This window comes from Streptomyces sp. SS8, from assembly GCF_054072955.1.
Window position 1 is genome coordinate 84,833 of the sequence record NZ_JBSVCZ010000017.1, and the last position, 25,704, is coordinate 110,536.

Genomic DNA, 25,704 nt, shown 5'->3' on the forward strand with positions numbered 1-25,704 from the left:
TGCCAGTGACCGATCCCCCCTGGCGCTCGTTGTACCCCGTCGGGGAGGAGGCACGACCCGAAGGCGAGGAGCGGAGGTGCCCGTCATGGTGGCTGCACCCGAGGACCTGCTCTGGGCACGTGGGCTGCACCACGAGCACGAGGGCTCGCCCGCGTTGCTGGACGTGTGCGTCGGGGTCCGCGAGGGCGAGGTCCTGTCCGTCACCGGACCGCGCGGCTGCGGCAAGTCCACGCTGCTGGGCTGCCTGTCGGGGCGGCTGGTGCCGGCGCGGGGCGAGGTGTGGTTCGACGGCGTCCCCCTGCACACCCTTCCCGCACCGGCCCGTGAGCGGCTGCGCCGTGACCGCTTCGGCTGGGTCGGCAGCGAACCGCACCTTCTGCCGGAGCTGACGGTGTGGGAGAACGCCGCGCTGCCGCTGCTGCTGTCGGGCGCCGGGCGGCGCCGGGCCCGCCGCACGGCGTGCGAGTGGCTGGAGCGGCTGGACGTCGGGCACTGCGCCCGCAGCCGGCCGGGCGCGCTGATGCAGGCGCAGCGGCAGCGGGTTGCCATCGCCCGCGCGCTGGCGCACTCCCCCGCGGTGGTCTTCGCCGACGAGCCGACCGCACCGCTGCACCAGGCGGACCGCGCCCAGGTGCTGCGGACCCTGACCACCGCGGCCCGCTCGCACGGGATCACGGTGGTGCTGGCCAGCCACGACACCCGGGTGGCGGGCGTGGCGGACCGCGCGGTCACGCTCGTGGACGGCCGCCGGGTCGGCGCCGACGCCCCGCCGCCCACGGACACACCCGTGCGGCCCGGTCCGGAGGGCAGGGCAGCGTGCTCGCTCTCCGCCTAGTACGCACCTTTCGTCCCTCGGCGCTGGCGCGGCGGGCGCTGGTCGCCTGCGCCGCCGGGGCCGTGGGGTTCCTGCTGCTGAGCGCGCTGGGCCACGCCGTCGCCCACCCCGAGCGGCCCGGCGCGGCGGCGGCCCGGCTGCTGTGGTGCGCGGTGCCGCTGGCCGCCTGCACTCATCTGGCCGTCACCGCCGTCCGCAGCGATCCGGGCGTGCGCCCCCGGGCCGGACTGGACGCGGTCGGGGTGGGGTCCGCGCGGCTGCCGCTGCTGGCGGCGCTCACCACGGGCCTGTACTGCGCGCTGGGGTGCGCGCTGGCCCTGCCGGTCTTCCTCCATCTGCGCGGCGGACTCGCCGGTGTGCTCGGCGGTGTGCTCGGCGGCACGTCCAGCGGGGCGTTCGAAGGGGTGCCGCTGGCCGGGGCGGCGGGCGAACTGCTGGGCGCCGGGCATCCGCTGCCGCGCGCCGCGGCTCTGACGCTGCTGGCCGTGCCGCCGCTGGCCGCCGCCGGGGCGAGCGCGGCGGCCGCGCGGCTGCGGGTGGCACCCCGCGGCCGTCTGGTGGAGCCACCCGCCGTCCTCCCCCACCGGCCGCCGCCGGTCCCCGCCGGGCTGCCCTGGGGTGTGGCGGTCACCGCGGCCGGTCTGGCCCTGGAGGCCTACGCCGCCGAACGGTTCATCGCCTCCGCCGGCCCGGGGGCGCTGCTGCCGGGCCGGCCGGAGGCTCTGGGGCCGGGGATCGTGGCCGGCTGGCTGCTGATCGCCGCGGGGCTGGTGCTGGCCGGTCCTGGTCTGGTCCATCTGTGCGGACTGCTGCTGGCGGTCGGCCGGCCGGGAGTGCTGCGGCTGCTGGCGGGCCGGGTGCTGCGTGAGGAGGCGCCGCGCGTGGGCCACCCGGCGGGGGTGCTGTGCGCCGTCACGGCGGGGGTGCTGACGGCGGTCCGGCCGCACGGGCCGGGCGCGGTCCTCGGCGGCGGGGAGGCGACCATGGGGCCGCTGGCCGCGCTGGGGGCGGCGGTGGTCGTGGTGTGCGCGGTGGCGGGCGCGCTGAGCGCGGCGTCGGAGTTCCGCACGGCCCGCGCCCCCGCGAACGACGGGCTGCGGCGGCTGGGCGTGCCGCACCGGCTGCTGCGCGCCGCCGCCGCACTGCGGGTGGTGGCGCTGCTGGGTGTGCTGGGGTCGGCGGCCTGGCTGGTGGCGGAACTGGCCTCGGTGCCGCTGGTGCGGTGAGTGCGGGCCTCCCGCACTCACCGCACCGCCCGTTCCCCCTTCCCCGGTCTTCCGTTCCCCGTTCGCGCTCACCGCGCGGGCAGGACGACCACCTCGGCCGCGTCGAAGGCGGCGGACACGACGGCGCCCGGGTCGGGCGCCGTGTGCAGCGGGCAGGACGCCTCCAGTTCGGGGCCGCGCTCGGGTGCGAGCAGCAGGGAGATCTCCGAGGAGCCGCCGCCGCGCAGGGTGCGGGCGGTGACGGTGCACGGCAGTCCCTCACCGGGGTCGGTGAGCCGCACCCCGGCGGGGCGTACCAGCAGGGTGCACGGCCCCTGCGGCGCGCCGGGCGGTACGGGCACCGCGCCCCAGGGGGTGTCCGCGCTCGGCCCCCGCACGACCGCCGCGGCGAGGTTGGTGAAGCCCAGGAAGCGGGCGACGAACTCCGAGGCGGGGCTCAGCCACACGTCCACCGGGCTGCCGGTCTGGGCAATCCTCCCGGCCTCCATCACCACCACCCGGTCGGCGAGCGCGAACGCCTCACCCTGGTCGTGGGTGACGGCCAGCACGGTGGTGCCCAGGCGGCGGAAGAGCTGCCGCAGCTCCACCACGAGCCGCTCGCGCAGGGAACGGTCGAGCTGGCCCAGCGGCTCGTCCAGCATCAGCAGGCCAGGGCTGGGCGCGAGCGCGCGGGCGAGTGCGACGCGCTGCTGCTCGCCGCCGGAGAGGGCGGACACGGGCCGCTTCTGCGCTCCGGGCAGGCCGACCATCTCCAGCAGTTCGGCGACCCGCTCCCCGGTCGTCGCGCGCGTCTCGCCGCGCATGCGCGGGCCGAAGGCGACGTTGCCGCCGACATCGCGGGTGGGGAAGAGCTGGTGGTCCTGGAACATCAGCCCCACCCCGCGCCGGTGCGGGGCCACACCCCGCTGGTCGCGGCCGGCGAGCAGCACCCGCCCGGAGTCCGGCTCCGTCAGTCCGGCGACGGTCCGCAGCAGGGTGGACTTGCCGCTGCCGGAGGGGCCGAGCACGCAGACGATCTCGTGCTCGGCGACGTCGAGGTCGACGGCGTCCAGGGCGGTGCGCTCACCGAAGCGCACGGTGACGCCGTCCAGTCGCAGCGAGGCCATCCCTACAGCTCTCCCGATCGGTCGGTGCGGACGCCCTCCAGCGCCAGCAGGGTCGCCGCACACAGCAGCATCAGAATCGTGCTGAGCGCCATGGCCTGGCCGTAGCTGGCCTCTCCGGCCCGGCCCAGCAGGCGGGCGACGGCCACGGGCAGGGTGGGCGCGTCGGCGCGGGCGATGAAGACGGTGGCGCCGAACTCGCCCAGGGAGACGGCGAAGGCGAAACCCGCGGCGACCAGCAGCGCCCTGCGCACCAGCGGCAGGTCGACCTCGCGCCACACACGCGGCGGCGAGGCGCCCAGAACCGCGGCGGCCTCGCGCAGCCGGGTGTCCACGGCCCGCAGGACCGGCAGCAGGGTGCGCACCACGAAGGGAATGCCGACCAGGGCCTGGGCCAGCGGGACCAGGATCCACGAGGAGCGCAGGTCCAGCGGAGGGGCGTCCAGGGCGATGAGGAACCCGAAGCCGACGGTGACCGCCGAGGTGCCCAGCGGGAGCATCAGCAGCGCGTCCAGGCCGCGCGGCAGCCGTCCTGCCCGGCCTCCCGGGCCGGGCAGGGTGAGGGCGACCGCGGCCGGGACGCCGACGGCCAGGGCGACGGCGGTGGCGGTGGCCGCGTAGGCCAGGGAGTTGCCGACCGCCTCCAGCGGGGCGACGGTGAAGGTGCCGCCTGCCGCGTCGGCCGAGCCCAGGGCGCGGTAGTGGTGCAGCCCGTAGCCGTCGGGTCCGCTCAGGGAGCGCTCGGCGAGCACGGCGAGCGGGGCCAGGAGCAGTACGGCGATCTGGAGCAGCACCCCGGCCAGCAGCGCCCGCTGGCCGGCCCCCCGGGGGCGGCGGGCGGTGCGGGCTGCGTCGACCAGGCCCAGGGCCGTCCCGCGGCGGCGCAGGAGGCGGGAGTGGAAGGCCATCAGGGCGGCGACCGCGGCGAACTGCAGCAGTGTCAGGACCGCGGCGGTGGGCAGGTCCAGCAGCTGGGCGGTCTGCCGGTAGATCTCCACCTCCAGGGTGGCGTAGCGGGGGCCGCCGAGGATCTGGACGACGCCGAAGGAGGTGAAGGTGAACAGGAAGACCATCAGTGCGGCGGCGGCCACCGACGGGAGGAGCGCGGGAAGGGTCACGGTGCGCCAGGCGGTCCACCGGCTCGCGCCGAGCACCCGCGCGGCCTCCTCCTGGCGGGGGTCGAGCTGCGCCCACAGGCCGCCGACGATCCGGACGACCACCGCGTAGTTGAAGAAGACGTGGGCCAGCAGGATGGCGGTGACGCCGGTGTCCAGCCGCACCCCCCACCACTGGTCCAGCAGACCACCGCGGCCGAGCAGGGCCAGGAAGGCGGAGCCGACGACGACGGTGGGCAGCACGAACGGTACGGTGACCGCCGCCCGCAGCACCCGCCTGCCGGGGAAGTCCAGGCGCGCGAGCACATACGCGCCGGGCAGCGCCAGCAGCAGGGTGAGCACGGTGGAGGCCGCCGCCTGCCACAGCGTGAACCACACCACGCCGGTGATGTCGGGATCGGTGAGGACGGCGGCGATACGGTCCGGACGCCACCGCCCGCCGTCGTACAGCCCGCGGGCGGTGATGGCGGCGACGGGATAGGCGAAGAACAGCGCGAGGAAGACGGCCGGCACCGCCGCCGGCGCGAGGCGCGCCGCCGTCCCCGCGCGTATGCCCGTCCTCACCTCACGACGGCCGAGGTCCACGCCTTGACCCACGCCTCGCGGTTCTCGGCGATCTTCTCGGGCGCCATGGTGCGGGGCTCATCGATCGTCTCGCCGTAGCGGGTGAAGACCTCGGGCAGCTTCGCGTCCTCGCGCACGGGGTTGACGAACATCTGCAGCGGCAGGTCCTCCTGGAAGGACCGGCCGGTCATGAAGTCCAGCAGCGCCTTGCCGCCGGCGGGGTTGTCCGCGCCCTTGAGCAGTCCGGCGAACTCGATCTGACGGAAGCAGGTGCCGGTGGCCACCCCGGTGGGGGCCTGCTCGGGCGCGGGGTCGGCGCCCAGGACCTCGGCGGGCGGGCTGGAGGCGTAGGAGACGACCAGCGGCCGGTCGCCCTTGCCCTTGCCGCCGGAGGAGCCGGAGAAGCGGTCGTAGTACGCCTGCTCCCAGCCGTCGACGACCTCGACGCCGTTGGCCTTCAGCTTCTTCCAGTACTCCTGCCACCCCTCGCCGTACTCGGCGACGGTGGCCAGCAGGAAGCCCAGGCCGGGCGAGGAGGTGGCGGCGTTCTCGGTGACCAGCAGGTCCTTGTAGGCGGGCTCGGCGAGGTCGTCGAGGGTGCTGGGCGGGGCGATGCCGCGCTCCTCGAAGTAGGCGCGGTCGTAGTTGACGCAGACGTCGCCGGAGTCGACGGGAGTGACGCGGTGCTCCTGTGCGTCGAGCTGGTACCGCGCGGGTATCTTCGCCAGGCCCTCCGCCTCGTACGGCGTGAACAGGCCGTTGTCCAGGGCGCGGGAGAGCAGGGTGTTGTCCACGCCGAAGAGGACGTCGCCCTGCGGGTTGTCCTTGGACAGGATCGCCTGGTTGAGGGAGGAGCCGGCGTCGCCGCCGCGCAGCACCTTCACCTTGTAGCCGGTCTTCTCGGTGAACTCCTCCAGCACGGCGTCGGAGGCCGCGAAGGAGTCGTGGGCGACCAGGGTGACCGTCTCGTCCTTCCCGTCCTTCCCCCCGCCGTCCCCGGAGGACTGCGAGCCGCCGCACGCGGTGAGGGCGGAGAGGGTGAGCGTGCCGAGGACGGCCGCGCCCAGGGCGCGGCGGAGCTTGGTGTGCACTTTCTTCTGACTCCCTACGCCGGTACTAACCGGATCAGGTCCGAGGGTCTGCGGCTCCCCGGGCGGCCTCTCGGCTGCTCCGGCGACACCGCACTCTCAGCGCTGTACGCGCTCCCCTGTCGGTTCGCTGTTTCGATGCCTGTGTTCGCTACTGGCGTTTCGCTACTGTGTGCGACCGCCGAGGTCCCCGCCACCGTACCAGTGGCGGGCCGGTCCTCAGCGCTCGGTGGCGGCGAGCTGGCCGCAGGCGCCGTCGATCTCCTGCCCGCGGGTGTCGCGGACGGTCACCGGCACGCCGTGCGCCTCCAGTCCGGCGACGAACGCGCGCTCGTCCTCGGGCCGGGACGCGGTCCACTTGGAGCCGGGCGTGGGGTTGAGGGGGATGAGGTTGACGTGCGCCCGCTTGCCCGCCAGCAGCCGGCCCAGCAGGTCGGCGCGCCACGCCTGGTCGTTGATGTCCCGGATGAGGGCGTACTCGATGGAGACGCGGCGGCCGGACTTCTCGGCGTACTCCCAGGCCGCGTCGAGGACCTCGCGGACCTTCCAGCGGGTGTTGACCGGCACCAGGGTGTCGCGCAGCTCGTCGTCGGGCGCGTGCAGGGAGACCGCCAGCCGGCACTTGAGCCCCTCGTCGGACAAGCGGTGGATCGCCGGCACCAGTCCGACGGTGGAGACGGTGATGCCGCGCTGGGACAGGCCCAGGCCGTCGGGCTCGGGGTCGGTCAGCCGGCGGATGGCGCCGATGACCCTCTTGTAGTTGGCCAGCGGCTCGCCCATGCCCATGAAGACGATGTTCGACAGCCGCGCGGGGCCCCCGGGCACCTCGCCGTCGCGCAGGGCGCGCATGCCCTCGACGATCTGGTGGACGATCTCGGCGGTGGACAGGTTGCGGTCCAGCCCGGCCTGGCCGGTGGCGCAGAAGGGGCAGTTCATCCCGCAGCCGGCCTGGGAGCTGACGCACATGGTGACCCGGTCCGGGTAGCGCATCAGCACCGACTCCACCAGCGTCCCGTCGTGCAGCCGCCACAGCGTCTTACGAGTGGTGTCGTCGTCGCAGCTGACGTGCCGCACCACGGTCATCAGCTCGGGCAGCAGCTCGCCCGCCAACCTCTCGCGCACGGCGGCCGGGATGTCGGTCCAGGCGGCGGGGTCGGTGGCGTACCGGGCGAAGTAGTGCCGCGACAGTTGCTGGGCGCGGAACGGCTTCTCGCCGATCGCGGCGACGGCCTCGCGCCGCTCGGCCGGGGCGAGGTCGGCGAGGTGCCGCGGCGGCCTGGCGGCCCCGCGCGGCGCGACAAAGGTGAGTTCTCCGGGTGCAGGCATAACCCCTCCAGTGTCGCAGATCAACTCCGGCACCCCGGGCCGCGGCCGTCGCGGGGCCTGCCTCCGGGCCGGAGCGAACGCCGCCGCGCCGGAGCGCGTAACCACCCGGCCTCCGTCAGCCCGCGCCGACGAAGACGGTCAGCAGCAGCCAGACCACGGGGGCGGTGGGCAGCAGGGAGTCCAGGCGGTCCATGATGCCGCCGTGGCCGGGCAGCAGGGTGCCCATGTCCTTGATGCCCAGATCCCGCTTGATCATGGACTCGCCCAGGTCGCCCAGGGTGGCGCTGACGGCGACGGCCAGCCCCAGCAGCAGCCCCTGCCACCAGACGCCGCCGTCGATGAGGAAGTGCATGCACAGCGCGCCGGCGGCCATCGCGAAGGCCACCGCCCCCAGCAGGCCCTCGCGGGTCTTGCCGGGGCTGATGCGCGGTGCGAGCTTGTGCGTGCCGAAGCGCCAGCCGACCGCGTACGCCCCGGTGTCGCTGACGACGGTGAGCAGCAGGAAGGTGAGCACCCACTGCGGGCCGTCGTCGGCGGCGAGCATCATGGCTACGAAAGTGGCCAGGAAGGGGACGTAGAAGGCGGCGAAGACACCGGCGGTGACGTCCCGCAGGTACTCCGTCGGGTCCTCCGTCATCCGCCACACCAGTACGGCCAGCGCGGTGAGCGCGGTGGCCACCCAGGCGCCCTCCGCACCGCGGACGTAACCGGCGACGACCATCGCTGCGCCGCCGACGGCCAGCGGCACCAGCGGCGCCCTGATCTGCTTGCGTTCGGCGAGACGGGAGGTCAGTTCCCACAGCCCGACCACGACGGCGGCGACGATCACGCCGACGAAGACGTGCTTGTAGACGAAGAGCGAGGCGATGATGACGGCGCCCAGCCCGAGACCGACCCCTATCGCGGCGCGCAGGTCGCGGCCCGCCCGCTTGCGCCCCGAGGAACGGCCCCGGGGCGAGGGCGTGGCAGGCTCCGTTCCGGGACCGGTCCGCGGTTCGGGTCGGCCGTCATCACCGGGGACGGGGCCGCCGAACGGCCGCCCCGCCGCCCGGCCGTCACGATCGTCCTGGTCACCGCCGGGGGCGTCGGGCACGATGGGCATACGCCGAGTCTGCGACGCCTCGGCGTCCTCGTGCGTGTAACCCGCCGGGGCCTGGGCCACCTCTGCGCGAAGCGGGGAGGAGAAACCCTGTTCGGGGGTGCTCCGGTATCCGAAGTGGCCGGGATGGGCAGGGTGGCCGGGGCGACCGGAGGGCCCGGCGCCCGACGGTGGTGCTCCCCAGGATGAGTCGTTCACGAAAATCGCAGCCTCGAAACCTCAGACCTCGAGAAGCTCGGCTTCCTTGTGCTTGAGCAGTTCGTCCACCTGTGTGACGTACTTGGAGGTGGTGTCGTCGAGCTCCTTCTCCGCGCGGCGGCCCTCGTCCTCACCGATGTCACCGTCCTTGACGGCCTTGTCGATGGCCTCCTTGGCCTTGCGGCGGACGCTGCGGATGGAGATCTTGGCGTCCTCGGCCTTGCCCTTGGCGACCTTGATGTACTCCCGGCGGCGCTGCTCGGTCAGCTCCGGGAAGACGACGCGGATGATGTTGCCGTCGTTGGAGGGATTGACGCCGAGGTCGGAGTCACGGATGGCCTGTTCGATGTTGCGCAGCGCGCTCTTGTCGAACGGGGTGATCACGGCCATACGCGGCTCGGGCACCGAGAACGACGCGAGCTGGTTGATCGGGGTCATCGCACCGTAGTACTCGGCCACGATCTTGTTGAACATCGCCGGGTGCGCACGGCCGGTGCGGATCGCGGCGAAGTCCTCCTTGGCGACGACGACCGCCTTCTCCATCTTCTCCTCGGCCTCGAGGAGGGTCTCTTCGATCACCACGTGCTCCTGGTTCGATGAATTGAGCCGGAAAGCCCTGATTCCTGCACGGTGTCCGACCGGCAGGCTGTTGTCCATCCCCGTACCGTGCCCATCGTGCGGCACGGGGTTGCCGTACGGTGCCGTGTGCGGCGACTCCCGTACGGACGTCGTTTCACGTCCGCCGCGGGCGTCAGGCCCGGGAGCCCTGGTCGCTCACCAGCGTGCCGATCTTCTCACCCCGGACCGCCCTGGCGATATTCCCCTCGGCCAGCAACTCGAAGACGAGGATCGGAAGCCTGTTGTCGCGGCAGAGGGTGATGGCGGTGGCGTCGGCCACCCTCAGCTCTCGGGCGATGACCTCGCCGTACTCCAGGGCGTCGAACTTCACCGCGTCGGGGTTGGTCGCCGGGTCGGAGTCGTAGACGCCGTCCACACCGTTCTTGCCCATCAGCAGCGCCTCGGCGTCGATCTCCAGGGCGCGCTGGGCGGCGGTGGTGTCGGTGGAGAAATACGGCATGCCCATGCCGGCACCGAAGATGACCACGCGCCCCTTCTCCAGATGCCGCACCGCCCTCAGCGGAATGTACGGCTCGGCGACCTGCCCCATGGTGATGGCGGTCTGCACACGGGAGTCGATGCCCTCCTTCTCCAGGAAGTCCTGGAGGGCGAGGCAGTTCATGACCGTGCCGAGCATACCCATGTAGTCGGACCGGGCCCGGTCCATGCCTCGCTGCTGGAGCTCGGCACCGCGGAAGAAGTTGCCGCCGCCGATGACGACGGCGATCTCGGCGCCGTCACGGACCACGGCTGCGATCTCGCGGGCGACCTTGTGCACGACGTCGGGGTCGACTCCGAGCCCTCCACCGCCGGCGAACGCCTCGCCGGAGAGCTTCAGCAGGAAGCGGCGGCGGTCGTGGTCCTTGTCGGAGGCTTTGCCTCCGGGGTCGTTGCCCTGTTTCATGCGGATCTCCTCGTGCACACGCGTGAGGAGGCCATTGCCGGTGGTTCCTCTCGGTCCCCGAAAGCGGCAATGGCCTCCTCGTCACAACTGCGGTCGTCCGGTCCGTACACGCCTGCGCTCAGTGCGTCACGCACCGGGACGGGCCCCGTAACCCGACCCTAACCGGGAGCAGGTCTACGGATCAGGCGCCGACGCGGAAGCGGGCGAAGCGCTTCAGCGTGACACCGGCCTCGCCCAGGATCTTCTGGACGGACTTCTTGTTGTCCTTGGCGAAGGGCTGGTCCAGGAGGCAGTTCTCCTTGAAGAAGCCGTTCACCCGGCCCTCGACGATCTTGGGCAGGGCCTGCTCGGGCTTGCCCTCCTCGCGCGCGGTGGCCTCGGCGACGCGGCGCTCGTTCGCGACGGTCTCCTCCGGCACGTCCTCGCGGGAGAGGAACTTCGGCGCGAACGCGGCGATGTGCTGCGCGACGTCCTTGGCGACCTCGGCGTTCTCCTGCTCCAGCTCGACCAGGACGCCGACCTGCGGGGGCAGGTCCGGGCTGGTGCGGTGCATGTAGGCGGCCACGTAGCCACCGGAGAACTGCGCGAAGCGGTCGAGGACGATCTTCTCGCCGAGGGTGGCGTTGGCCTCGTCCACGTACACCTGGACGCTCTTGCCGGACTCGATCTCGGAGGCGAGCAGCGCCTCAATGTCGGCCGGGGAGGTGGCGGCGACGTGGGCCGCGATGGCCTCGGCGACGGCGAGGAACTTGTCGCCCTTGGCGACGAAGTCGGTCTCGCACTTGAGCTCGACCAGCACACCGGACTTCTTGTCGTCGGCGATCAGGGAGACGACGGCGCCGTTCTCGGCGGTGCGGGACTCGCGCTTGGCGACGCCCTTCTGGCCCTTGACGCGGAGGATCTCGACGGCCTTGTCGACGTTGCCCTCGGCCTCGTCCAGCGCCTTCTTGCAGTCCATCATGCCGGCGCCGGTGAGCTCGCGGAGCTTCTTGACGTCAGCGGCGGTGTAGTTCGCCATGGTCGGTGAATCTCTTCTCGGAAGGTCGATGAGGATGGATCGATCTACGGGACGGGCATGCGGCCGGGGGCGGCGCTCATGGCACTGCCCCCGGCCGTACCACCTGCGGCGTCGGTCAGGCCTGCTCGGCCGGCTTCTCGCCCTCGGCGGGGGCGGCCTGCTCCTCGGCGGCCGGAGCCTCGGCAGCCGGAGCCTCGGCGGCGGCCGGGGCCTCGCCCTCCTTGGACTCGGCGGCCTTCTGGGCGTCGCCCTCGAGCAGCTCGCGCTCCCACTCGGCGAGCGGCTCGCCCGCGGCCTTCTCGCCCTTGCCCTCGCCGGCGGCGCCGGAGCGGGCGATGAGGCCCTCGGCGACGGCGTCGGCGATCACGCGGGTGAGCAGGGTGACGGAGCGGATCGCGTCGTCGTTGCCCGGGATCTTGTAGTCGACCTCGTCCGGGTCGCAGTTGGTGTCGAGGATCGCGACGACCGGGATGTTGAGCTTGCGCGCCTCACCGACGGCGATGTGCTCCTTCTTGGTGTCCACGATCCAGACGGCGCTGGGCACCTTCTGCATGTCGCGGATACCGCCCAGGGTCTTCTCCAGCTTGGCCTTCTCGCGGGAGAGGACCAGGAGCTCCTTCTTGGTGAGGCCGGAGGCGGCCACGTCCTCGAAGTCGATCTGCTCGAGCTCCTTCAGGCGCTGCAGGCGCTTGTGGACGGTCGAGAAGTTGGTCAGCATGCCGCCGAGCCAGCGCTGGTTGACGTAGGGCATGCCCACGCGCGTGGCCTGCTCGGCGATGGCCTCCTGGGCCTGCTTCTTGGTGCCGACGAACATGATGGAGCCGCCGTGGGCGACGGTCTCCTTGACGAACTCGTAGGCGCGGTCGATGTACGACAGCGACTGGAGCAGGTCGATGATGTAGATGCCGTTGCGCTCGGTGAAGATGAAGCGCTTCATCTTCGGGTTCCAGCGGCGGGTCTGGTGCCCGAAGTGGACGCCGCTCTCCAGCAGCTCCCGCATCGTGACGACGGCCATGGCCGTATCTCCTTGGATCACTCGGTTGTACACGGCGGCCGGACGGCCGCCGCTCCTGACGCCCCGATGCGCTTGCCTGCGAAGTCGACGGCTCGAAGGCCGTCTTCGAGGACCGAGGTGCGCTGCCGCCTGTGGAGGCCGGCGGGGCGTGCGAAGTCGATCCGGTGACCCGGATCGCACCAGAAGTGTACGGGACCGGGGAAGCGGCGGGCGACACACATGGGGGCGGGTGCCGCCGCGGCGGGAGGTGCCGTCCCCGGACCGGGTGACGCGGTTGTCCACAACCGGCCGGTCTTCCACAGCCCTCACCCGGGACCGCCTCCGCCCCGTGCTTTCACGCCACGCTGTGCCCATGGGACGCCGACTCCGCGCCGCGCTGCCGCGCCGCACGCCCTTCCGCACGCCGCTCCGCCTGCCTCTTTCCCTGTCCCTTCTCCTGCTGTCCTGCCTGCTGCTGCCGCTCCTCACCGCGGGGGCGACCGCGGCCCGTGCCGCTCCCGGGGACGGCCCGTCCGGCTCCGGCCGGGTCAGACCGGTGCCGGGGGCGGTCGGACGCGGCTGGGAGCCCCCGCCCGAACGGTGGTCGGCCGGCCACCGCGGTGTGGACCTGGCGGCCCGCCCCGGGGAGCCGGTGCGCGCGGTGGCCGCGGGCCGGGTCTCGTTCGCGGGGGAGGTCGCCGGACGCGGGGTGGTCTCGGTCGAACTCACGGGCACGGGCTCCCCTCCGCTGCGCACCACGTACGAGCCGGTCGGCGCGCGGGTGCGCGAGGGCGACCGGGTCGCGGCGGGGGATGTGGTGGGCGTGCTGGAGGCGGACGGCTTCCACTGCCCGGCGGGGTGCCTGCACTGGGGGCTGCGCCGCGGTGACACCTACCTGGATCCGCTCTCCCTTCTCGACCGCGGCCCCTCCCGGCTCCTTCCGGTACTGGGGGTTCCGCTTCCGGGGGAGACGGAGAGCGGGCGGGGTGGCGCGATACGGACGGCGGCCTCCCGGAACTCCTTGTCCGCCGGTTCGCCCGGGGCGGGGACGGCACTGGGCCTGGCGGTGGCCGTGTTCTGGGCCCGGCGCCGCCACATCCGGCTTCGCGCGGAGATCCCCTCGGGCGGAACGCAGCGTTCGGTGACCGGACGGGGCGGCCGGAGGAAAGGGCTCAGCCCGCGACTCCGTGGAGCGCCATCGACACGGCGGCCTGCGTGATCCGGTCCGGGTCCTCGGCGGCACCCAGCTCGATACGGCGGACCGCGGCGTCCACGACGCCCTGCAGCAGGGTGGCCGTCAGCCGCGGCTCGTCGTGACCGAGGGCCGCGAGAGCGTCCACCACCATGGTGATCAGTCCGCCGTGGGCCGCGCGGATCTTCTCCCGGGCGCCGGGGTCCAGTTCACCGGCCGAGATGGCCACGACGGCCCGGTGGCGCCGGTCGCCGGCCAGCGCGAGCTGCCGCCGCACATAGGCCTCCACCTTCGCCTGGGGGGTGCCGGCCCGCTCCATGGCGTCCTCCACCTCCGCTGCCCAGACGGGGAAGTCGACGGCGCACAACTCCTCGACGACGGCGGCGCGGGAGCGGAAGTACTCGTAGACGGAGGAGCGCGCCAGTCCCGTGCGGGCCGCCAGCGCGGGGAAGGTCAGCGCCTCCGTGCCGCCCTCGGACAGCAGGGATCGTGCTGCCTCCAGCAGGGCGTCGCGCTGCATCGTCCGGTGCTCGGCCACGGAGGCCGCTCGAATCCTGGGCACGGGTCCCACTGTAGGGAGGGCGGTGCCGGTTCAGCGACCGACATCGGCAAGCTTGGCCCGAAGCTGCAGTACGGACTTGGTGTGGATCTGGCTGACCCGGCTCTCCGTGACTCCGAGCACCTGCCCGATCTCGGCGAGGGTGAGCCCTTCGTAGTAGTAGAGGGTCACCACGGTCTTCTCGCGTTCGGGCAGGGTGTTGACCGCCCGGGCCAGCAACTGCCGCAGTTCGCGGTCCTCGGCGATCTCGACGGGGTTGTCGGCGGCCGTGTCCTCCAGGGTGTCCATGAGACTCAGCCGGTCGCCGCCCTCCGCGCCACTGTGGAGCACCTCCTCCAGGGCGACCACGTTGGCCAGCGGAAGCCGGCTGAAGATCCCGTGGAGTTCCTCCAGCGGGATTCCCATCTCGTCCGCGATCTCGGCCTCGGACGGCGTACGCCGCAGCGCCGCTTCCAGCGCGGCATGGGCGCGCTCGAACGCGCGGGCCTTCTGCCGCACCGAGCGGGGGATCCAGTCGAGCGCCCGCAGTTCGTCGATCATGGCTCCGCGGATGCGGGTGATGGCGTAGGTCTCGAACTTGACCGAGCGGCTCGGGTCGAACTTCTCGATGGCGTCGATCAGTCCGAAGACCCCTGAGGAGACGAAGTCGGCCTGCTCCACGTTGGCGGGCAGGCCGACACTGACACGTCCGGCCACGTACTTGACCAGGGGCGAGTAGTGGAGGATTAGCTGTTCCCGCAGCCGCTCGTCGCCCGTGCACTTGTACGACCGCCACAGTTCGTCGAGCGATCTGGGCGGGGCAGGGCGCGCAGCGCCGTCGGCTGCGGTCGGTTCTGCCGTGGCCGTGCGGTCGGGCCCGGGGATGTGATGGGGCATGCGTCGTCTTGAGCCGTTCTGCCGTGATCTGTGCGCTGACGCCGGTGAGGGGCGTACGAAGGGGCCGGGAACCTTGGGAGCGTAGCGTGACTGCGGCGTCGCTCAGTGCGAGTGGCGATGGGCAGGGCATGCGCAGATACGTTCCGCTGCCCGCACCCCGGAGTTACCCCGGTGGCCGGAGCGGCGCGGCCGGGCCATGCGGAATGAAGCGTTCAGCGATCATGCCTCTCACCTTTTCACTCGATCGTCCCAGGTCAAGGACCGCCTCGTCACCTGTTGGTGTGTTGGTTGGCTGATCTGGCCAACTGCCAGTAGTCACCGATGCGTTCGAGGAACCCGAGCGACCGCAGTTCCTGGAGGCGGACGAGCGCGCGGTCCTCCGCCAGAGCGGCGGCGCGCGCCACCGCCTCGACGCCGAGCGCACCCCGGGCGGGCAGCGCCTCCAGAACGCGCGCCGCCTCCGGGGACAGCAGGTCGCGCGGCACCATGGGCCCGCGTTTCTCGGGGGCCAGTTCGCCGATCGCACCGACCAGCTCGACGATCTCGGCGGCGTCGGTGACGACGATGCCCTCACCTCGCAGGAGCTGGTGGACGCCCGCCGACAGTCCGCTGGTCACCGGGCCGGGCACACCCATGGTGAGCCTGCCCAGCCCGAGGGCCCGCCGCGCGGTGACCAGCGAGCCGCTGCGCAGTTCCGCCTCCACCACCACGGTGCCGCGGGTGAGGGCCGCGATCACGCGGTTGCGCAGGACGAAACGGCTGCGGGTGGGGTGGTCGCCGGGCGGCAGTTCGGCGACCAGCAGTCCCTGCTCCCCGATGCGCCGGATCAGCTCGCCGTTGCCCGGCGGGTAGGCCACGTCGACTCCGCAGGCCAGGACTGCGACGGTCGCTCCCTCCACCGCCAGAGCCCCGCCGTGCGCGGCGCCGTCCACTCCGTACGCCGCGCCGGAGACCACCGTCCAGCCGCGGGAGGCCAGGCTGGAGCCGAGGGTCGCGGCCATGTGGGCGCCGTAGTCCGTGCACGCCCGGGAACCGACGACGGCGACCGAACGCAACGCCCACATCCGCAGCGAGGCCCCGCCGCGCACCCACAGGCCCACGGGACGCCCGTCGCCCAGGTCGTCCAGCTGGCTCGGCCACTCGGTGTCATCGGGACACACGAAGCGCCCGCCCAGTGCGCCGATCGCGGCGAGGTCGGCCTCGGGGTCGAGCCCTCGCGCGCGCTGCCGCAGCCCGGCCCAGCGGGTCCGGGACGCGCCGGGCAGCGGGGAGTCGGATCCGAACGCCTTGAGTGTCTCCACCGCCCCGTACCGGTCGAGCCACCTGTTCATCGCCTCGTCACCGGGCTCCCCGATCCTGGTGAGCGCCGCCCGGGCCACGCGTTCCTCGCGGCCGGTCACGCCCGAGCTCCGGCGAGTGCCGGGCCACGCCGTACCCCGGTGCGCAGCTCCAGCGCGCCGTCCACGTCCTCGGCGGTGGGCCGGTCTCGACCGCGGAGGTCGGCCAGAGTCCAGGCGACCCGCAGGACGCGGTCCAGGCCTCGTGCGGTGAGCAGGCCGCGTTCCATGTCCTCCTCGGCCCGGCCGAGCGCTCCCGGGCTCCCGGGCCATCTGGTCCGCAGTTCGTGGCCGGGGACCTCGCTGTTGGTGTGCCAGGGCGTGCCGTCGTAGCGGGCGGCGGCGCGCTCACGTGCGGCGAGCACGCGGGCGGCCACGGTCTCGGTGGACTCCGGCCGGGCGCCGGGGGCCGTCAGCTCGGAGCGGGTGACGGGTTCGACGGTGACCCGGAGGTCGACACGGTCCAGCAGCGGCCCTGAGAGCCGTGCCCGGTAGCGTCTGACCGATGAGGGCCTGCACTCGCAGCCGCCGCCCCGGGAGCCGTGTCTGCCGCAGGGGCACGGGTTGGCGGCGAGGGCGAGCAGGAAGCGGGCGGGCATGCGCATCATGCCCTGGGCCCGGGCCACCACGACCTGCCCCGACTCCAGCGGCTGGCGCAGGGCGTCGAGCACCCGGGCGCTGCACTCGGCCGCCTCGTCCATGAAGAGCACGCCGTGATGGGCGAGGGAGACGGCCCCGGGCCTGGGCAGACCGCTGCCGCCGCCCACCAGGGAGGCGGTGGTGGCCGAGTGGTGCGGGGCGCAGTAGGGGGGCCGCTCGACCAGCGGCTGTCCGGGTGGCAGCGCCCCGGCGACGGAGTGGACGGCCGTGACCTCCAGCGCCTCCTTCGGGGTGAGCGGCGGCAGCAGCCCGGGGAGCCGTTCGGCGAGCATGGTCTTGCCCGCACCCGGCGGCCCCTTGAAGAAGATGTGGTGGCGCCCCGCGGCGGCCACCTCCAGGGCTCTGCGGGCGGCTTTCTGGCCGGCGACCTCGGCGAGGTCCACCCGTCGTTCGCCGCCCAGCCCCGCGATCCCCCCGCCCGCGCCGGGCACGGTGAGGCCGGCGAGCATGGTGGCCTCGGTGCCGTGCCCGTCCGGGCACTCCTCCTCGGGGACGGGTGTGTCGGTGAGGACGGCGACGAGCTGGCGCAGGGAGCGGACGCCGAGGACGGAGACGCCGGGGACCAGTGCGGCCTCGGACGCGGTCTGCTCGGCGACGACGACCTGGCGGTAACCGGCGTCCGCGGCGGCCAGGACCGCGGGCAGGACGCCGCGGACGGGCCGGACCCGCCCGTCCAGGCCCAGCTCGCCGATCATCACGAGTCCGGTGAGTTCGCGGGGATCGATCCGCTCGGCGGCTCCGAGCACCGCGCATGCGACGGCGAGGTCGAATCCACTGCCGCTCTTGGGCACCGAGGCGGGACTGAGCCCGACGGTGAGTTTCTTCTGGGGCCAGTCGACACCGGAGTTGACGACCGCGGCCCTGACCCGGTCGCGGCTCTCCACCAGGCTCTTGTCGGGCAGGCCGACGAGGGTGAAGGTGGCCAGCCCCGGTTCGAGGTCGGCCTGGACCTCGACGACCACGCCCTCGACGCCCACGAGGGCGACCGAGCAGGTGCGGGCGAAGCCCATGTCAGGCCACCCCCCTGACGTGCTGCACCCGGGGGGCGCCCCGCTCGGGCAGGACGACGCCGACGAGGTCGATGCGCACGCCTCCGGTCGGCGGGCGGCCGTAGCGGGCGAGCCAGCGTTCGCTGAGCCACTGGGAGGCGAGTCTGCGCAGCCGCTCGGCCTTGCGCGGGGTCACGGCCGACATCGGGTGCCCGTACGGGCCGGCCCGGCGCGTCTTGACCTCGCAGACGACGAGTGCGTCGGCGTCCCGGGCGACGATGTCGATCTCGCCGGCCCGGCAGCGCCAGTTCCGTTCGAGGACGGCCATGCCCGTCTCGCGCAGCCGTCGGGCGGCCAGGTCCTCGCCGTAGCGCCCGAGTGCGTTCCTGCTGTTCATCGGTACCACCTCCGGCGCCGACTGTGGCGGCTGGAGAGGCGGTTTGGGTGATCATGGTCCGATCCAGTGGACTACCTGCCGGTTGTGGATATCTCGCTCACCCGTACGAGGGATTCCACAGGTTCGGCGTTGACGGGAGCGGTGGGAAGCGGCGGCCCGTCCCGGGCTCACCTCTTGAAGTCGGAGTCCTCCGGCAGATCCAGATCGCTCTTGTTCAGCTCCTCGATGTTCACGTCCTTGAAGGTGAGCACCCTCACCTGTTTGACGAAGCGGGCCGGCCGGTACATGTCCCACACCCAGGCGTCGGCCATCGAGACCTCGAAGAAGACCTCCCCCTGAACCGAGTGCACCTGCATCTCGTAGTCGTTGGTGAGGTAGAAGCGGCGTTCGGTCTCGATCACGTACCTGAACAAGCCGACGACGTCCCGGTACTCCCGGTAGAGCTTCAGCTCCATCTCGGTCTCGTATTTCTCGAGGTCCTCGGCGCTCATGGCGTGTTCCCCTTCAGCCGTGCGTTCCCCCATTGTGCGTCAGTTCCGCGCGCTTGCCGCGGACCGGGCCGATCGCCCCGTACCCGGCGCCGCCGAGGATCAGCAGGGCACCGGCCCCGATCACGCCCAGGGCGGGACCCAGCGGCCCCGGCCGGGAGATCCCGCCGGGCAGATCCGCGAAACCGGCCGGGCGCTCGACCATGCCCGCGCGGCCCAGCGGCCAGACGGTGGCGTCGATCCGCCCCGTCACCGCCTCCCGGGGCACGGAGCCGTTGTTGGCGTCCTCCAGGTGCGTGCGCGAGTCCAGTGACCCCTCCCGGTGGTCGCCGAGGAGGAAGAGCTGCCCCTCGGGCACGGATGCCTCGAAAGCGGAGAAGGAGGCCCGCTCCTCCTCCAGCCGGTACGGCTCGTCGACGGGATCGCCGTTGACGGTCAGCTTCCCCTGCTCGTCGCAGCACTCCACGGTGTCGCCGCCCACGCCGACGACCCGCTTGATCATCGGCATGTTGCCCCACAGCGGATCGAGGAAGACGACGACGTCGCCGCGCCGGACCTCGTCGCCGTCGATGCGCTCGGCCAGCACCCGATCCCCGGCCTCGACGGTGGGCGCCATGGAGTCGGTGGGCACGGCGTAGGGCTGGTACAGCACCGCGGCCCAGACGAAGCCGCCCAGGAAGAGGACGCAGCCGATCGCCACGGCCGCCGACGACAGCGCCTGGCCCACACGGCCGCGGCCCTTCCCGGTACGTTCGGCTCTGCTCACTCGCGCTCCCGGAAAAGGTCTGGGTCCACCGGCGGTCTGCGCCGCACCCTACCCCCGGGTACGCTTCCGGGTCAGCCCTCGGCCCGCCCGCCCGTCCCGCTCCCGGCGCCAGACGCCGTCCCGGGCGCCGCGGCGGCCTCTTCCGCGCTCCCCGTCACGGCCCTCGCCCTCAGGCGCCGCCGCCACATCACCAGCGGCACCGCGCCCGCCAGCCCCAGTGCCGCGGGGGCCGCGGCCAGGCCCTGCTCGGCGAAGGTGTCGGGCACCGGGAGGGTGCCCCAGCGGTCGATCGGCCACGCCTTGACCACGGCCCGGCCCACGACCTCGTCCACGGGCACCGTCCCCTGTCCGGGGAGCTGCTGGTGGAAACGGGAGTCCAGCGAGTTGGAGCGGTGGTCGCCCATCACCCAGATCCGGTCCTCGGGGACCTTGACCGGGCCGAAGCCCTCGCCGCCGCAAGGGGCGTCCCCGGGGTAGACGTAGGACCCCTCCTCCAGAGCCTTGCCGTTGACCGTGACGGGGCCGTTCTTCTCGCACGCCACGGTGTCGCCACCGACCGCGATGACCCGCTTGATCAGGTCCTGCTCCTCGGCGGAGGGCATCAGGCCGATGAAGCTCATGAAGTCCTGGAAGACATTGGTGTCCTGCTGGACCGACGGATCGAGCCAGCCGCCCGGGTCGTGGAAGACGACGACCTCGCCGCGCTCGGGTTCGGCCCCGAACCAGGGCGTCAGCTTGTCCACCAGCACCCGGTCGCCCCGCTGGAGGGTGTTCTGCATCGAGTCGGAGGGGATGGAGAACGCCTGCAGCAGGAACGTCTTGATCCCCAGGGCCAGCAGCAGCGCGATGCCGATGAGGATGGGCAGTTCCTTCAGGAAGGAGCGTTGCTTCTTTTCCGTCACTCTCTCTCCGCTGTCCGGGCCCGCGGCCGTTTCCTCACCGCGCTCCACGGGCTCGCCTTCGGCCCGTCGCTCGGGCCCGTCCGCGTCGGAGCGCGCTCCGACCGCCACGTCCCCCACATCCACTCCTCACACCGATACCGCTCTTACCGCGCTGCAGCCCGCGCCTCAGCCGGTGCAGACCCACGCCTGCCACTCCCATAACGAGCGGGAGTTCCGCAGGGCTCGGTATGTGCACCATGTCTTCGCCCCCGACATTGTCGGCGCCCGCGGCCGCGGAGGCGGTCTCGCCGCGCGGGTCCGGCACCGACGCGTAGGTCTCGGGCTCCTCCAGCCGTCGCCAGTGGGAGTAGGGCCAGGCGATCACCACGGCCTTGCCCACCACCAGACTCTCGGGGATGGTCCCCCTGCCCGGGTCCTGCAGGTGGTAGCGGGAGTCGGCGGAGTTCGAGCGGTGGTCGCCCATCACGAAGATGCGGTTCTCGGGCACCTTCACCTCGAAGTCCATCTGCGAGGGCGCGTTGCCCGGGTGGAGGTACGGCTCGTTCAGCGGTGTGCCGTTGACCGTCACCCGGCCGTCCTCGTCGCAGCACACGACGGTGTCCCCGCCGGTGCCGATGACCCGCTTGATCAGGTCCTGCTCCTCGGCGGAGGGCAGCAGGCCGATGAAGGTCAGGAACTGCCTGCCCTGCTTGATGCCCACGGGGTCGTCCCGCTCCGGCTCCTCCCCAGGGGGCAGCCAGCCTCCTGGATCCTTGAAGACCACCACGTCGCCGCGTTCGGGGCGCGAGCCGAACCAGGGCGTCAGCTTGTCCACCAGCACCCGGTCGTCGATCCTGATCGTCTGCTCCATCGAACCGGAGGGGATGACGAACGCCTGGACCAGGAACGTCTTGAGCACCAGCGCGATCAGCAGCGCGACGCCCACCAGGACGGGGATCTCCTTGGTCACCGACAGCCGCCGGCGCCGCCTGATCCGCTTGGCGGCGCGCCGCCGGTCGGCCCGTCCCTCGCCGGGCCCGCGCAGCGTGGTCCCGGGCTCCGGCGGGACGCCGCCGCGGACGGCCGCCCGCCGGTCGCCTCGCGGCCGTCCGCGCCTACCCATCCCGGCCCCGCAGAGAGGTCCAGCGGCCGGCCGGCCAGACGATCCAGTCGGCCCGGCCGATCACCCTGTCCACCGGTACGGTGCCGCCGCCGGGGGACCCGAGGTGGTCCCGGGAGTCGCTCGACCGGGAGCGGTGGTCGCCCATCACCCACAGCCGCCCCCCGGGAACCGCGATGTCGAACGGGACGGCCGAGGGCCGGTCGCCGGGATGCAGATAGGTCTCGTCCACCGGTTCGCCGTTCACCTCGATCCTCCCCCGTTCGTCGCAGCACCTGACCCTGTCGCCGCCGACTCCGACGACCCGCTTGACGTAGTCGGTCCCCCGCGACGGCTCCCGGTCGAACGAACCGGTCCCGTCGAACACCACAACGTCTCCGCGCTCCGGAAGGTTGCCGAAACGGTACGCCAGCTTGTTCACCAGAACGCGGTCTCCCGCTTCGAGGGTGTTCCCCATCGAGCCGCTCGGGATGCGGAAGGGTTCCGCCACGAACGTGTGGACCAGCAGGAGCAGCACGGCGGCCGCGGCCACCGCGGCCCCCGGACGCACGAAACGCGACCGCCGCCTCCCGCCCCGTACGGGGTGGGAGGAGCGGTCGCGCTCCATGGGTCGCGTGTGCTGTTCGTCGGTGTTCATCGAGCCGAGAGCCTAACCCGGCGCGGCGGACACCGGTGCGGACAGCGGCGCGGGGACCGTGCCTCACGGGCGGCGCCGGACGCCGGGGCGCCCGGCGCTCCACCACGCCGACCGGCCGCGGATCAGCGCTCGCGCTTCTCCTTGATCTTGGCGGCCTTGCCGCGCAGCTCGCGCAGGTAGTACAGCTTGGCGCGGCGGACGTCACCGCGGGTGACGACCTCGATCTTCTCGACGACCGGGGTGTGCACCGGGAAGGTGCGCTCCACGCCGACGCTGAAGCTGACCTTGCGGACGGTGAAGGTCTCGCGGACGCCGGAGCCCTGGCGGCGGATGACGACACCCTTGAACTGCTGCACACGGGAGCGGTTGCCCTCGATGACGCGCACGTGGACGTTGACGGTGTCGCCGGGGCGGAAGGTGGGGATGTCGCTGCGCAGCGAGGCGGAGTCGACGCTGTCGAGAAGGTGCATGACCGTCTGCTTTCCTCGCCGATGCCACAGGTCATCGGCGGAATCGTTCGTTGGGTTCGGTGAGCCGCCGTACCGGTCGGGCGTTGGTCCCCCTGTGGCAGGGTCGCGCGCCGGACGCGAGGCAGCGGCCTATTCTTCCACGCCCCGGGCCGCGGGCCCAAATCGGCCGTCGGGACGCTCGGCCCAGCCCAGCTCGGCCAGGAGCCTGCGGTCCTCGGCATCCAGCGCGGCGGGGTCGCACCTCTCGATCAGGTCCGGGCGGTGGCGCACTGTGCGGCGGAACGCCTGGTCGCGGCGCCAGCGGGCGATCCTGCCGTGGTGGCCGCTGAGCAGCACCTCGGGGATGTCCCGGCCGCGCCACACCGGAGGCTTGGTGTAGACGGGGCCTTCCAGCAGATCGGCCATGGCGCCGGGCGCGAAGGAGTCGTCGCGGTGGGACTCGGCGTTGCCCAGGACCCCGGGCAGCAGCCGGGCGACGGCCTCCACCATGACCAGCACGGGCGCCTCGCCGCCGGCCAGCACGTAGTCGCCGATGGACAGCTCTCGCACCCGCAGGCGCTCGCCGTACTCCTCGACGACGCGGCGGTCGATGCCCTCGTAGCGGGCGGGGGTGAAGACCAGCCACGGCTCGGCGGCCAGTTCGACGGCCGTCCGCTGGGTGAACGGGCTGCCGCTGGGGGTGGGGACGACCAGGACCGGCCCTCCGTCCTGTACCTCCCCGTCCCCGCCCGAGGCGATGACCGAGTCCAGCGCCTCACCCCACGGCCCGGGCTTCATCACCATGCCGGGACCGCCGCCGTAGGGGGTGTCGTCGACGGTGTTGTGCCGGTCGTGGGTCCACTGCCGCAGGTCGTGGACGCGTACGTCGAGCAGGCCGCGGGCGCGCGCCTTGCCCACCAGGGAGACGTTCAGCGGCTCCAGGTACTCGGGGAAGATCGTGACGACGTCGATCCGCATCAGGCGCCGTCCTCCGTGTTCCCGCCGTCTTCTCCGTCCCTGTCCACCGCACCGTCCCGAGCACCGTTCCCGGTGCGGGATCCGGCGATCTCGGCTCGGTCGTCGATGAGTCCCGGCGGCGGATCGATGACGGCCCGCTGCCCCTCCAGGTCGATCTCGGGGACGATCTCACCGACGAAGGGGACGAGCACCTCGCCGCCGTCGGGCCCGCGCACCACGAGCAGGTCCTGGTGGGGCAGGTGGGCGATCTCCTCGATCCGGCCGACGGGCGTTCCGTCGAGGGTGACGACGTCGAGGTCGATCAACTGGTGGTCGTAGTACTCGTCGGGGTCCTCGGGGGTCTCCTCCGGGTCGACCTCGGCGATCAGCAGGGTGCCACGCAGCGCCTCGGCGGCGGTGCGGTCCCTCACGCCCTTAAAGCGCAGCAGCAGCCGGCCGCTGTGGACGCGCCCGGACTCGATGGTCAGGGGGCCCGCGGAGGCGGGGTCGGTGCCGAGGACGGCGCCGGGGGCGAGGCGCACCTCGGGTTCATCGGTGCGCACCTCCACCGTGACCTCGCCCTTGATCCCGTGGGCACGGCCGATGCGCGCGACTACCAACTGCACTGCTCGTCACTCCAGGTTCTCGCCGGTTCCCGTACGCCGGCGGTCACGGCACGGGCCGGGAGCGGCGGTGCCGCTCCCGGCCCGTGCCGGTGCTCTGCGTTGTCTGCTGCGGCCCTCAGCGGACCTGGTCCACGTCGACGAGGTCGACGCGGACGCCCCGCCCGCCGAGAGCGCCCACGACGGTGCGCAGCGCGCGTGCGGTGCGGCCGTTGCGGCCGATCACCTTGCCGAGGTCGTCGGGGTGGACCCGGACCTCCAGCACGCGCCCGCGACGCAGGTTGCGGGCGGCGACCTGCACCTCGTCGGGGTGGTCGACGATGCCCTTCACCAGATGGTCGAGGGCCTCTTCCAGCATGGTCACGCCTCGGTCGACTCGGCGGCGGCCTCGGCCTCGTCCGCCTTCTTGTCGGCCTTCTTCGCCTTCTGGGTGATGGCCTCACCCTTGGGCTCGTCCGCCGACTCCTTGGCGGCGGCCTCGAAGAGGGCGCGCTTGTCGGCCTTGGGCTCGGCGACCTTCATCGGCTCCGGGGCCGGCAGGCCCTTGAACTTCTGCCAGTCGCCGGTGACCTTCAGGATGGCCAGGACCGGCTCGGTCGGCTGCGCGCCGACGCCCAGCCAGTACTGGACGCGCTCCGAGTCGACCTCGATGCGGGAGGGGTTCTGCACCGGGTGGTACAGACCGATCTCCTCGATGGCCCGGCCGTCGCGACGGGTACGGGAGTCGGCGACGATGATGCGGTAGTGAGGCGAACGGATCTTGCCCAGTCGCTTCAGCTTGATCTTGACTGCCACGGCTGTGGTGTCTCCTGGTCTTTGGCGTGGTTGGACACGGCGGGATGCCACGTGGGGTTGTGGTACCCGAGTGTCCGAGTGGACGCGTCAGCCGGAGGAGAGAGGGGTCCTGTGCGGCTGTCGAGTACAGCCGCCCATTGTGCCACACCTCTTGTGCCGCGCCCCGCGGGGGCAGCCGGTGCCCCGCCTCCCCCGGCCCCCGGCCCGGCGCGGATCCGTGGCGCCTCAGCCCACCCCGACCGCCTCCTTCTCCTTGTCCGGGATGCGGAACGGCTTCCCGCAGGCCCCGCACATGATCGGCGCCTGGGCCAGCACGGACGGCACGACCCTGACGTTGCGCCCGCAGTCGCACACGGCCTTGACCCGCACCCCGCCGCCCGACGAACCGTGCCGCGCGGCGGGGCCGCGGAAGGCGCGGGAGGTGTCGGTGGCGGTGGCGGCGCTGTGGGCGCGCAGGGCGCGCTGCAGCTTCTCGATGGTCGGCCGGTAGCGCCTTCTGGTCTCGGGCTTCATCACGACCAGCGAGAAGCCGCTGCTCGGATGCGGTTCCTCCGAGTGCTCCAGGCCCAGTTCCTCGGCGATCGCCAGGAAGCGGCGGTTGTGGTAGCGGCCGGCACGCGAGGTGTCCCGGACTCCGCGGGCGGCGGCGATCCCGTGGACGGCCTCGTGGAGCAGCCGTTCGAAGGAGAGTTCGGCGCCGCAGGCGGACGACGACTCCCCGATCAGCGATTCGGGCGCGGCCAGGTCGGGCAGCTCCGGGTGGTGCCGTTGAATGTCGGCCCAAGCGAGTGCCAGCTCGGCGGCGAGTACAGGTGGTGTCGTGCTCACGTCGTGCACAACGAGCCAGAGTGTCCCGGTGTTCCGATTACGGGGCATCCCAAATAATTTGC

28 protein-coding genes and 1 riboswitch are annotated in these 25,704 nt (G+C 72.7%); of the genes, 3 read left to right on the plus strand and 25 right to left on the minus strand.

All coding sequences use genetic code 11. The annotated features are described in order from the left end of the window. The first annotated feature begins 85 nt into the window (after positions 1-85). Complete coding sequence (locus ACW69E_RS17700) at positions 86-835, plus strand: ABC transporter ATP-binding protein (protein WP_457499215.1); 750 nt, start codon at positions 86-88, stop codon at positions 833-835. Then, positions 817-2,061, plus strand: a complete 1,245-nt coding sequence (locus ACW69E_RS17705; RefSeq protein ID WP_457499216.1) for a hypothetical protein — start codon at positions 817-819, stop codon at positions 2,059-2,061. Before ACW69E_RS17700 ends, ACW69E_RS17705 begins: the two co-directional genes overlap by 19 nt. Positions 2,062-2,129: 68 nt before the next feature. Here the strand turns inward: ACW69E_RS17705 and ACW69E_RS17710 are convergent, their stop codons facing one another. The 9 genes from ACW69E_RS17710 to rpsB form a co-directional block, all read right to left on the minus strand. Next, positions 2,130-3,167: an ABC transporter ATP-binding protein gene (locus ACW69E_RS17710; RefSeq protein ID WP_457499217.1), complete on the minus strand. Its 1,038-nt coding sequence runs from the start codon at positions 3,165-3,167 to the stop codon at positions 2,130-2,132. Positions 3,168-3,169: 2 nt separating this feature from the next. Then, positions 3,170-4,864, minus strand: coding sequence for an ABC transporter permease (locus ACW69E_RS17715; protein ID WP_457499218.1), 1,695 nt, complete (start codon positions 4,862-4,864; stop codon positions 3,170-3,172). Then, on the minus strand, positions 4,840-5,934 hold the full coding sequence (locus tag ACW69E_RS17720) for a thiamine ABC transporter substrate-binding protein (protein WP_457499219.1): 1,095 nt from the start codon (positions 5,932-5,934) through the stop codon (positions 4,840-4,842). Before ACW69E_RS17720 ends, ACW69E_RS17715 begins: the two co-directional genes overlap by 25 nt. Continuing rightward, positions 5,929-6,062: riboswitch (TPP riboswitch) on the minus strand. It overlaps the preceding gene by 6 nt. 88 nt (positions 6,063-6,150) lie before the next feature. Next, the gene (rlmN, locus tag ACW69E_RS17725) at positions 6,151-7,257 is read right to left on the minus strand and encodes a 23S rRNA (adenine(2503)-C(2))-methyltransferase RlmN (RefSeq protein WP_457499220.1); all 1,107 of its coding nucleotides are present in this window, start codon (positions 7,255-7,257) and stop codon (positions 6,151-6,153) included. Between the two features lie 115 nt (positions 7,258-7,372). Further along, positions 7,373-8,554 (minus strand): phosphatidate cytidylyltransferase, encoded by a 1,182-nt coding sequence (locus ACW69E_RS17730; RefSeq protein ID WP_457499221.1) that lies wholly within the window; start codon positions 8,552-8,554, stop codon positions 7,373-7,375. Positions 8,555-8,575: 21 nt separating this feature from the next. Continuing rightward, on the minus strand, positions 8,576-9,133 hold the full coding sequence (gene frr, locus ACW69E_RS17735) for a ribosome recycling factor (RefSeq protein WP_237876588.1): 558 nt from the start codon (positions 9,131-9,133) through the stop codon (positions 8,576-8,578). A gap of 172 nt (positions 9,134-9,305) precedes the next feature. Then, positions 9,306-10,076 carry a UMP kinase gene (pyrH, locus tag ACW69E_RS17740; protein ID WP_206349040.1) on the minus strand — a complete coding sequence of 257 codons (771 nt, stop codon included), beginning with the start codon at positions 10,074-10,076 and terminating at the stop codon, positions 9,306-9,308. Positions 10,077-10,257: 181 nt separating this feature from the next. Next, the gene (gene tsf, locus ACW69E_RS17745) at positions 10,258-11,094 is read right to left on the minus strand and encodes a translation elongation factor Ts (RefSeq protein WP_457499222.1); all 837 of its coding nucleotides are present in this window, start codon (positions 11,092-11,094) and stop codon (positions 10,258-10,260) included. A gap of 115 nt (positions 11,095-11,209) precedes the next feature. Further along, positions 11,210-12,109, minus strand: coding sequence for a 30S ribosomal protein S2 (gene rpsB, locus ACW69E_RS17750; protein WP_457499223.1), 900 nt, complete (start codon positions 12,107-12,109; stop codon positions 11,210-11,212). A gap of 352 nt (positions 12,110-12,461) precedes the next feature. Between rpsB and ACW69E_RS17755 the strand changes: the two genes are divergently transcribed. Then, positions 12,462-13,307, plus strand: coding sequence for a murein hydrolase activator EnvC family protein (locus ACW69E_RS17755; RefSeq protein WP_457499224.1), 846 nt, complete (start codon positions 12,462-12,464; stop codon positions 13,305-13,307). Here the strand turns inward: ACW69E_RS17755 and ACW69E_RS17760 are convergent. From ACW69E_RS17760 to ACW69E_RS17835, 16 genes are all read right to left on the minus strand, one after another. Then, positions 13,261-13,818 carry a TetR/AcrR family transcriptional regulator gene (locus ACW69E_RS17760; protein ID WP_457499255.1) on the minus strand — a complete coding sequence of 186 codons (558 nt, stop codon included), beginning with the start codon at positions 13,816-13,818 and terminating at the stop codon, positions 13,261-13,263. The genes ACW69E_RS17755 and ACW69E_RS17760 overlap by 47 nt on opposite strands. A 54-nt stretch (positions 13,819-13,872) precedes the next feature. After that, a complete protein-coding gene (gene whiG, locus ACW69E_RS17765; RefSeq protein WP_457499225.1) occupies positions 13,873-14,715 on the minus strand; it encodes an RNA polymerase sigma factor WhiG in 843 nt (280 codons plus the stop codon). A 269-nt stretch (positions 14,716-14,984) separates the two neighbouring features. Next, positions 14,985-16,115, minus strand: a complete 1,131-nt coding sequence (gene dprA / locus ACW69E_RS17770; RefSeq protein ID WP_457499226.1) for a DNA-processing protein DprA — start codon at positions 16,113-16,115, stop codon at positions 14,985-14,987. Then, positions 16,112-17,722: a YifB family Mg chelatase-like AAA ATPase gene (locus ACW69E_RS17775; RefSeq protein ID WP_457499227.1), complete on the minus strand. Its 1,611-nt coding sequence runs from the start codon at positions 17,720-17,722 to the stop codon at positions 16,112-16,114. Before ACW69E_RS17775 ends, dprA begins: the two co-directional genes overlap by 4 nt. Position 17,723: 1 nt before the next feature. Next, complete coding sequence (locus tag ACW69E_RS17780; protein WP_457499228.1) at positions 17,724-18,098, minus strand: YraN family protein; 375 nt, start codon at positions 18,096-18,098, stop codon at positions 17,724-17,726. 167 nt (positions 18,099-18,265) lie between these two features. Continuing rightward, complete coding sequence (locus ACW69E_RS17785) at positions 18,266-18,589, minus strand: DUF2469 domain-containing protein (protein ID WP_093662147.1); 324 nt, start codon at positions 18,587-18,589, stop codon at positions 18,266-18,268. A gap of 13 nt (positions 18,590-18,602) precedes the next feature. After that, positions 18,603-19,352 (minus strand): signal peptidase I, encoded by a 750-nt coding sequence (gene lepB / locus ACW69E_RS17790; RefSeq protein WP_457499229.1) that lies wholly within the window; start codon positions 19,350-19,352, stop codon positions 18,603-18,605. A gap of 71 nt (positions 19,353-19,423) precedes the next feature. Continuing rightward, complete coding sequence (gene lepB / locus ACW69E_RS17795; protein ID WP_457499256.1) at positions 19,424-20,362, minus strand: signal peptidase I; 939 nt, start codon at positions 20,360-20,362, stop codon at positions 19,424-19,426. After that, positions 20,289-21,356, minus strand: coding sequence for a signal peptidase I (gene lepB / locus ACW69E_RS17800; RefSeq protein ID WP_457499230.1), 1,068 nt, complete (start codon positions 21,354-21,356; stop codon positions 20,289-20,291). Before lepB (ACW69E_RS17800) ends, lepB (ACW69E_RS17795) begins: the two co-directional genes overlap by 74 nt. Then, the gene (gene lepB, locus ACW69E_RS17805; protein WP_457499231.1) at positions 21,349-21,990 is read right to left on the minus strand and encodes a signal peptidase I; all 642 of its coding nucleotides are present in this window, start codon (positions 21,988-21,990) and stop codon (positions 21,349-21,351) included. The genes lepB (ACW69E_RS17800) and lepB (ACW69E_RS17805) overlap by 8 nt, the downstream gene beginning before the upstream one ends. Before the next feature lie 122 nt (positions 21,991-22,112). Continuing rightward, on the minus strand, positions 22,113-22,460 hold the full coding sequence (gene rplS / locus ACW69E_RS17810; protein WP_093850660.1) for a 50S ribosomal protein L19: 348 nt from the start codon (positions 22,458-22,460) through the stop codon (positions 22,113-22,115). Positions 22,461-22,589: 129 nt separating this feature from the next. Further along, positions 22,590-23,417, minus strand: coding sequence for a tRNA (guanosine(37)-N1)-methyltransferase TrmD (trmD, locus tag ACW69E_RS17815; protein WP_457499232.1), 828 nt, complete (start codon positions 23,415-23,417; stop codon positions 22,590-22,592). Next, the gene (rimM, locus tag ACW69E_RS17820) at positions 23,417-24,022 is read right to left on the minus strand and encodes a ribosome maturation factor RimM (protein ID WP_457499233.1); all 606 of its coding nucleotides are present in this window, start codon (positions 24,020-24,022) and stop codon (positions 23,417-23,419) included. The genes trmD and rimM overlap by 1 nt, the downstream gene beginning before the upstream one ends. Positions 24,023-24,137: 115 nt before the next feature. Beyond that, on the minus strand, positions 24,138-24,377 hold the full coding sequence (locus ACW69E_RS17825) for an RNA-binding protein (RefSeq protein ID WP_093850657.1): 240 nt from the start codon (positions 24,375-24,377) through the stop codon (positions 24,138-24,140). A 2-nt stretch (positions 24,378-24,379) separates the two neighbouring features. Then, entirely contained in the window at positions 24,380-24,814 is a 435-nt protein-coding gene (gene rpsP / locus ACW69E_RS17830) for a 30S ribosomal protein S16 (RefSeq protein WP_093662131.1), read from the minus strand. 225 nt (positions 24,815-25,039) lie between these two features. Beyond that, complete coding sequence (locus ACW69E_RS17835; protein WP_237877732.1) at positions 25,040-25,690, minus strand: hypothetical protein; 651 nt, start codon at positions 25,688-25,690, stop codon at positions 25,040-25,042. Between the last annotated feature and the right edge of the window lie 14 nt (positions 25,691-25,704).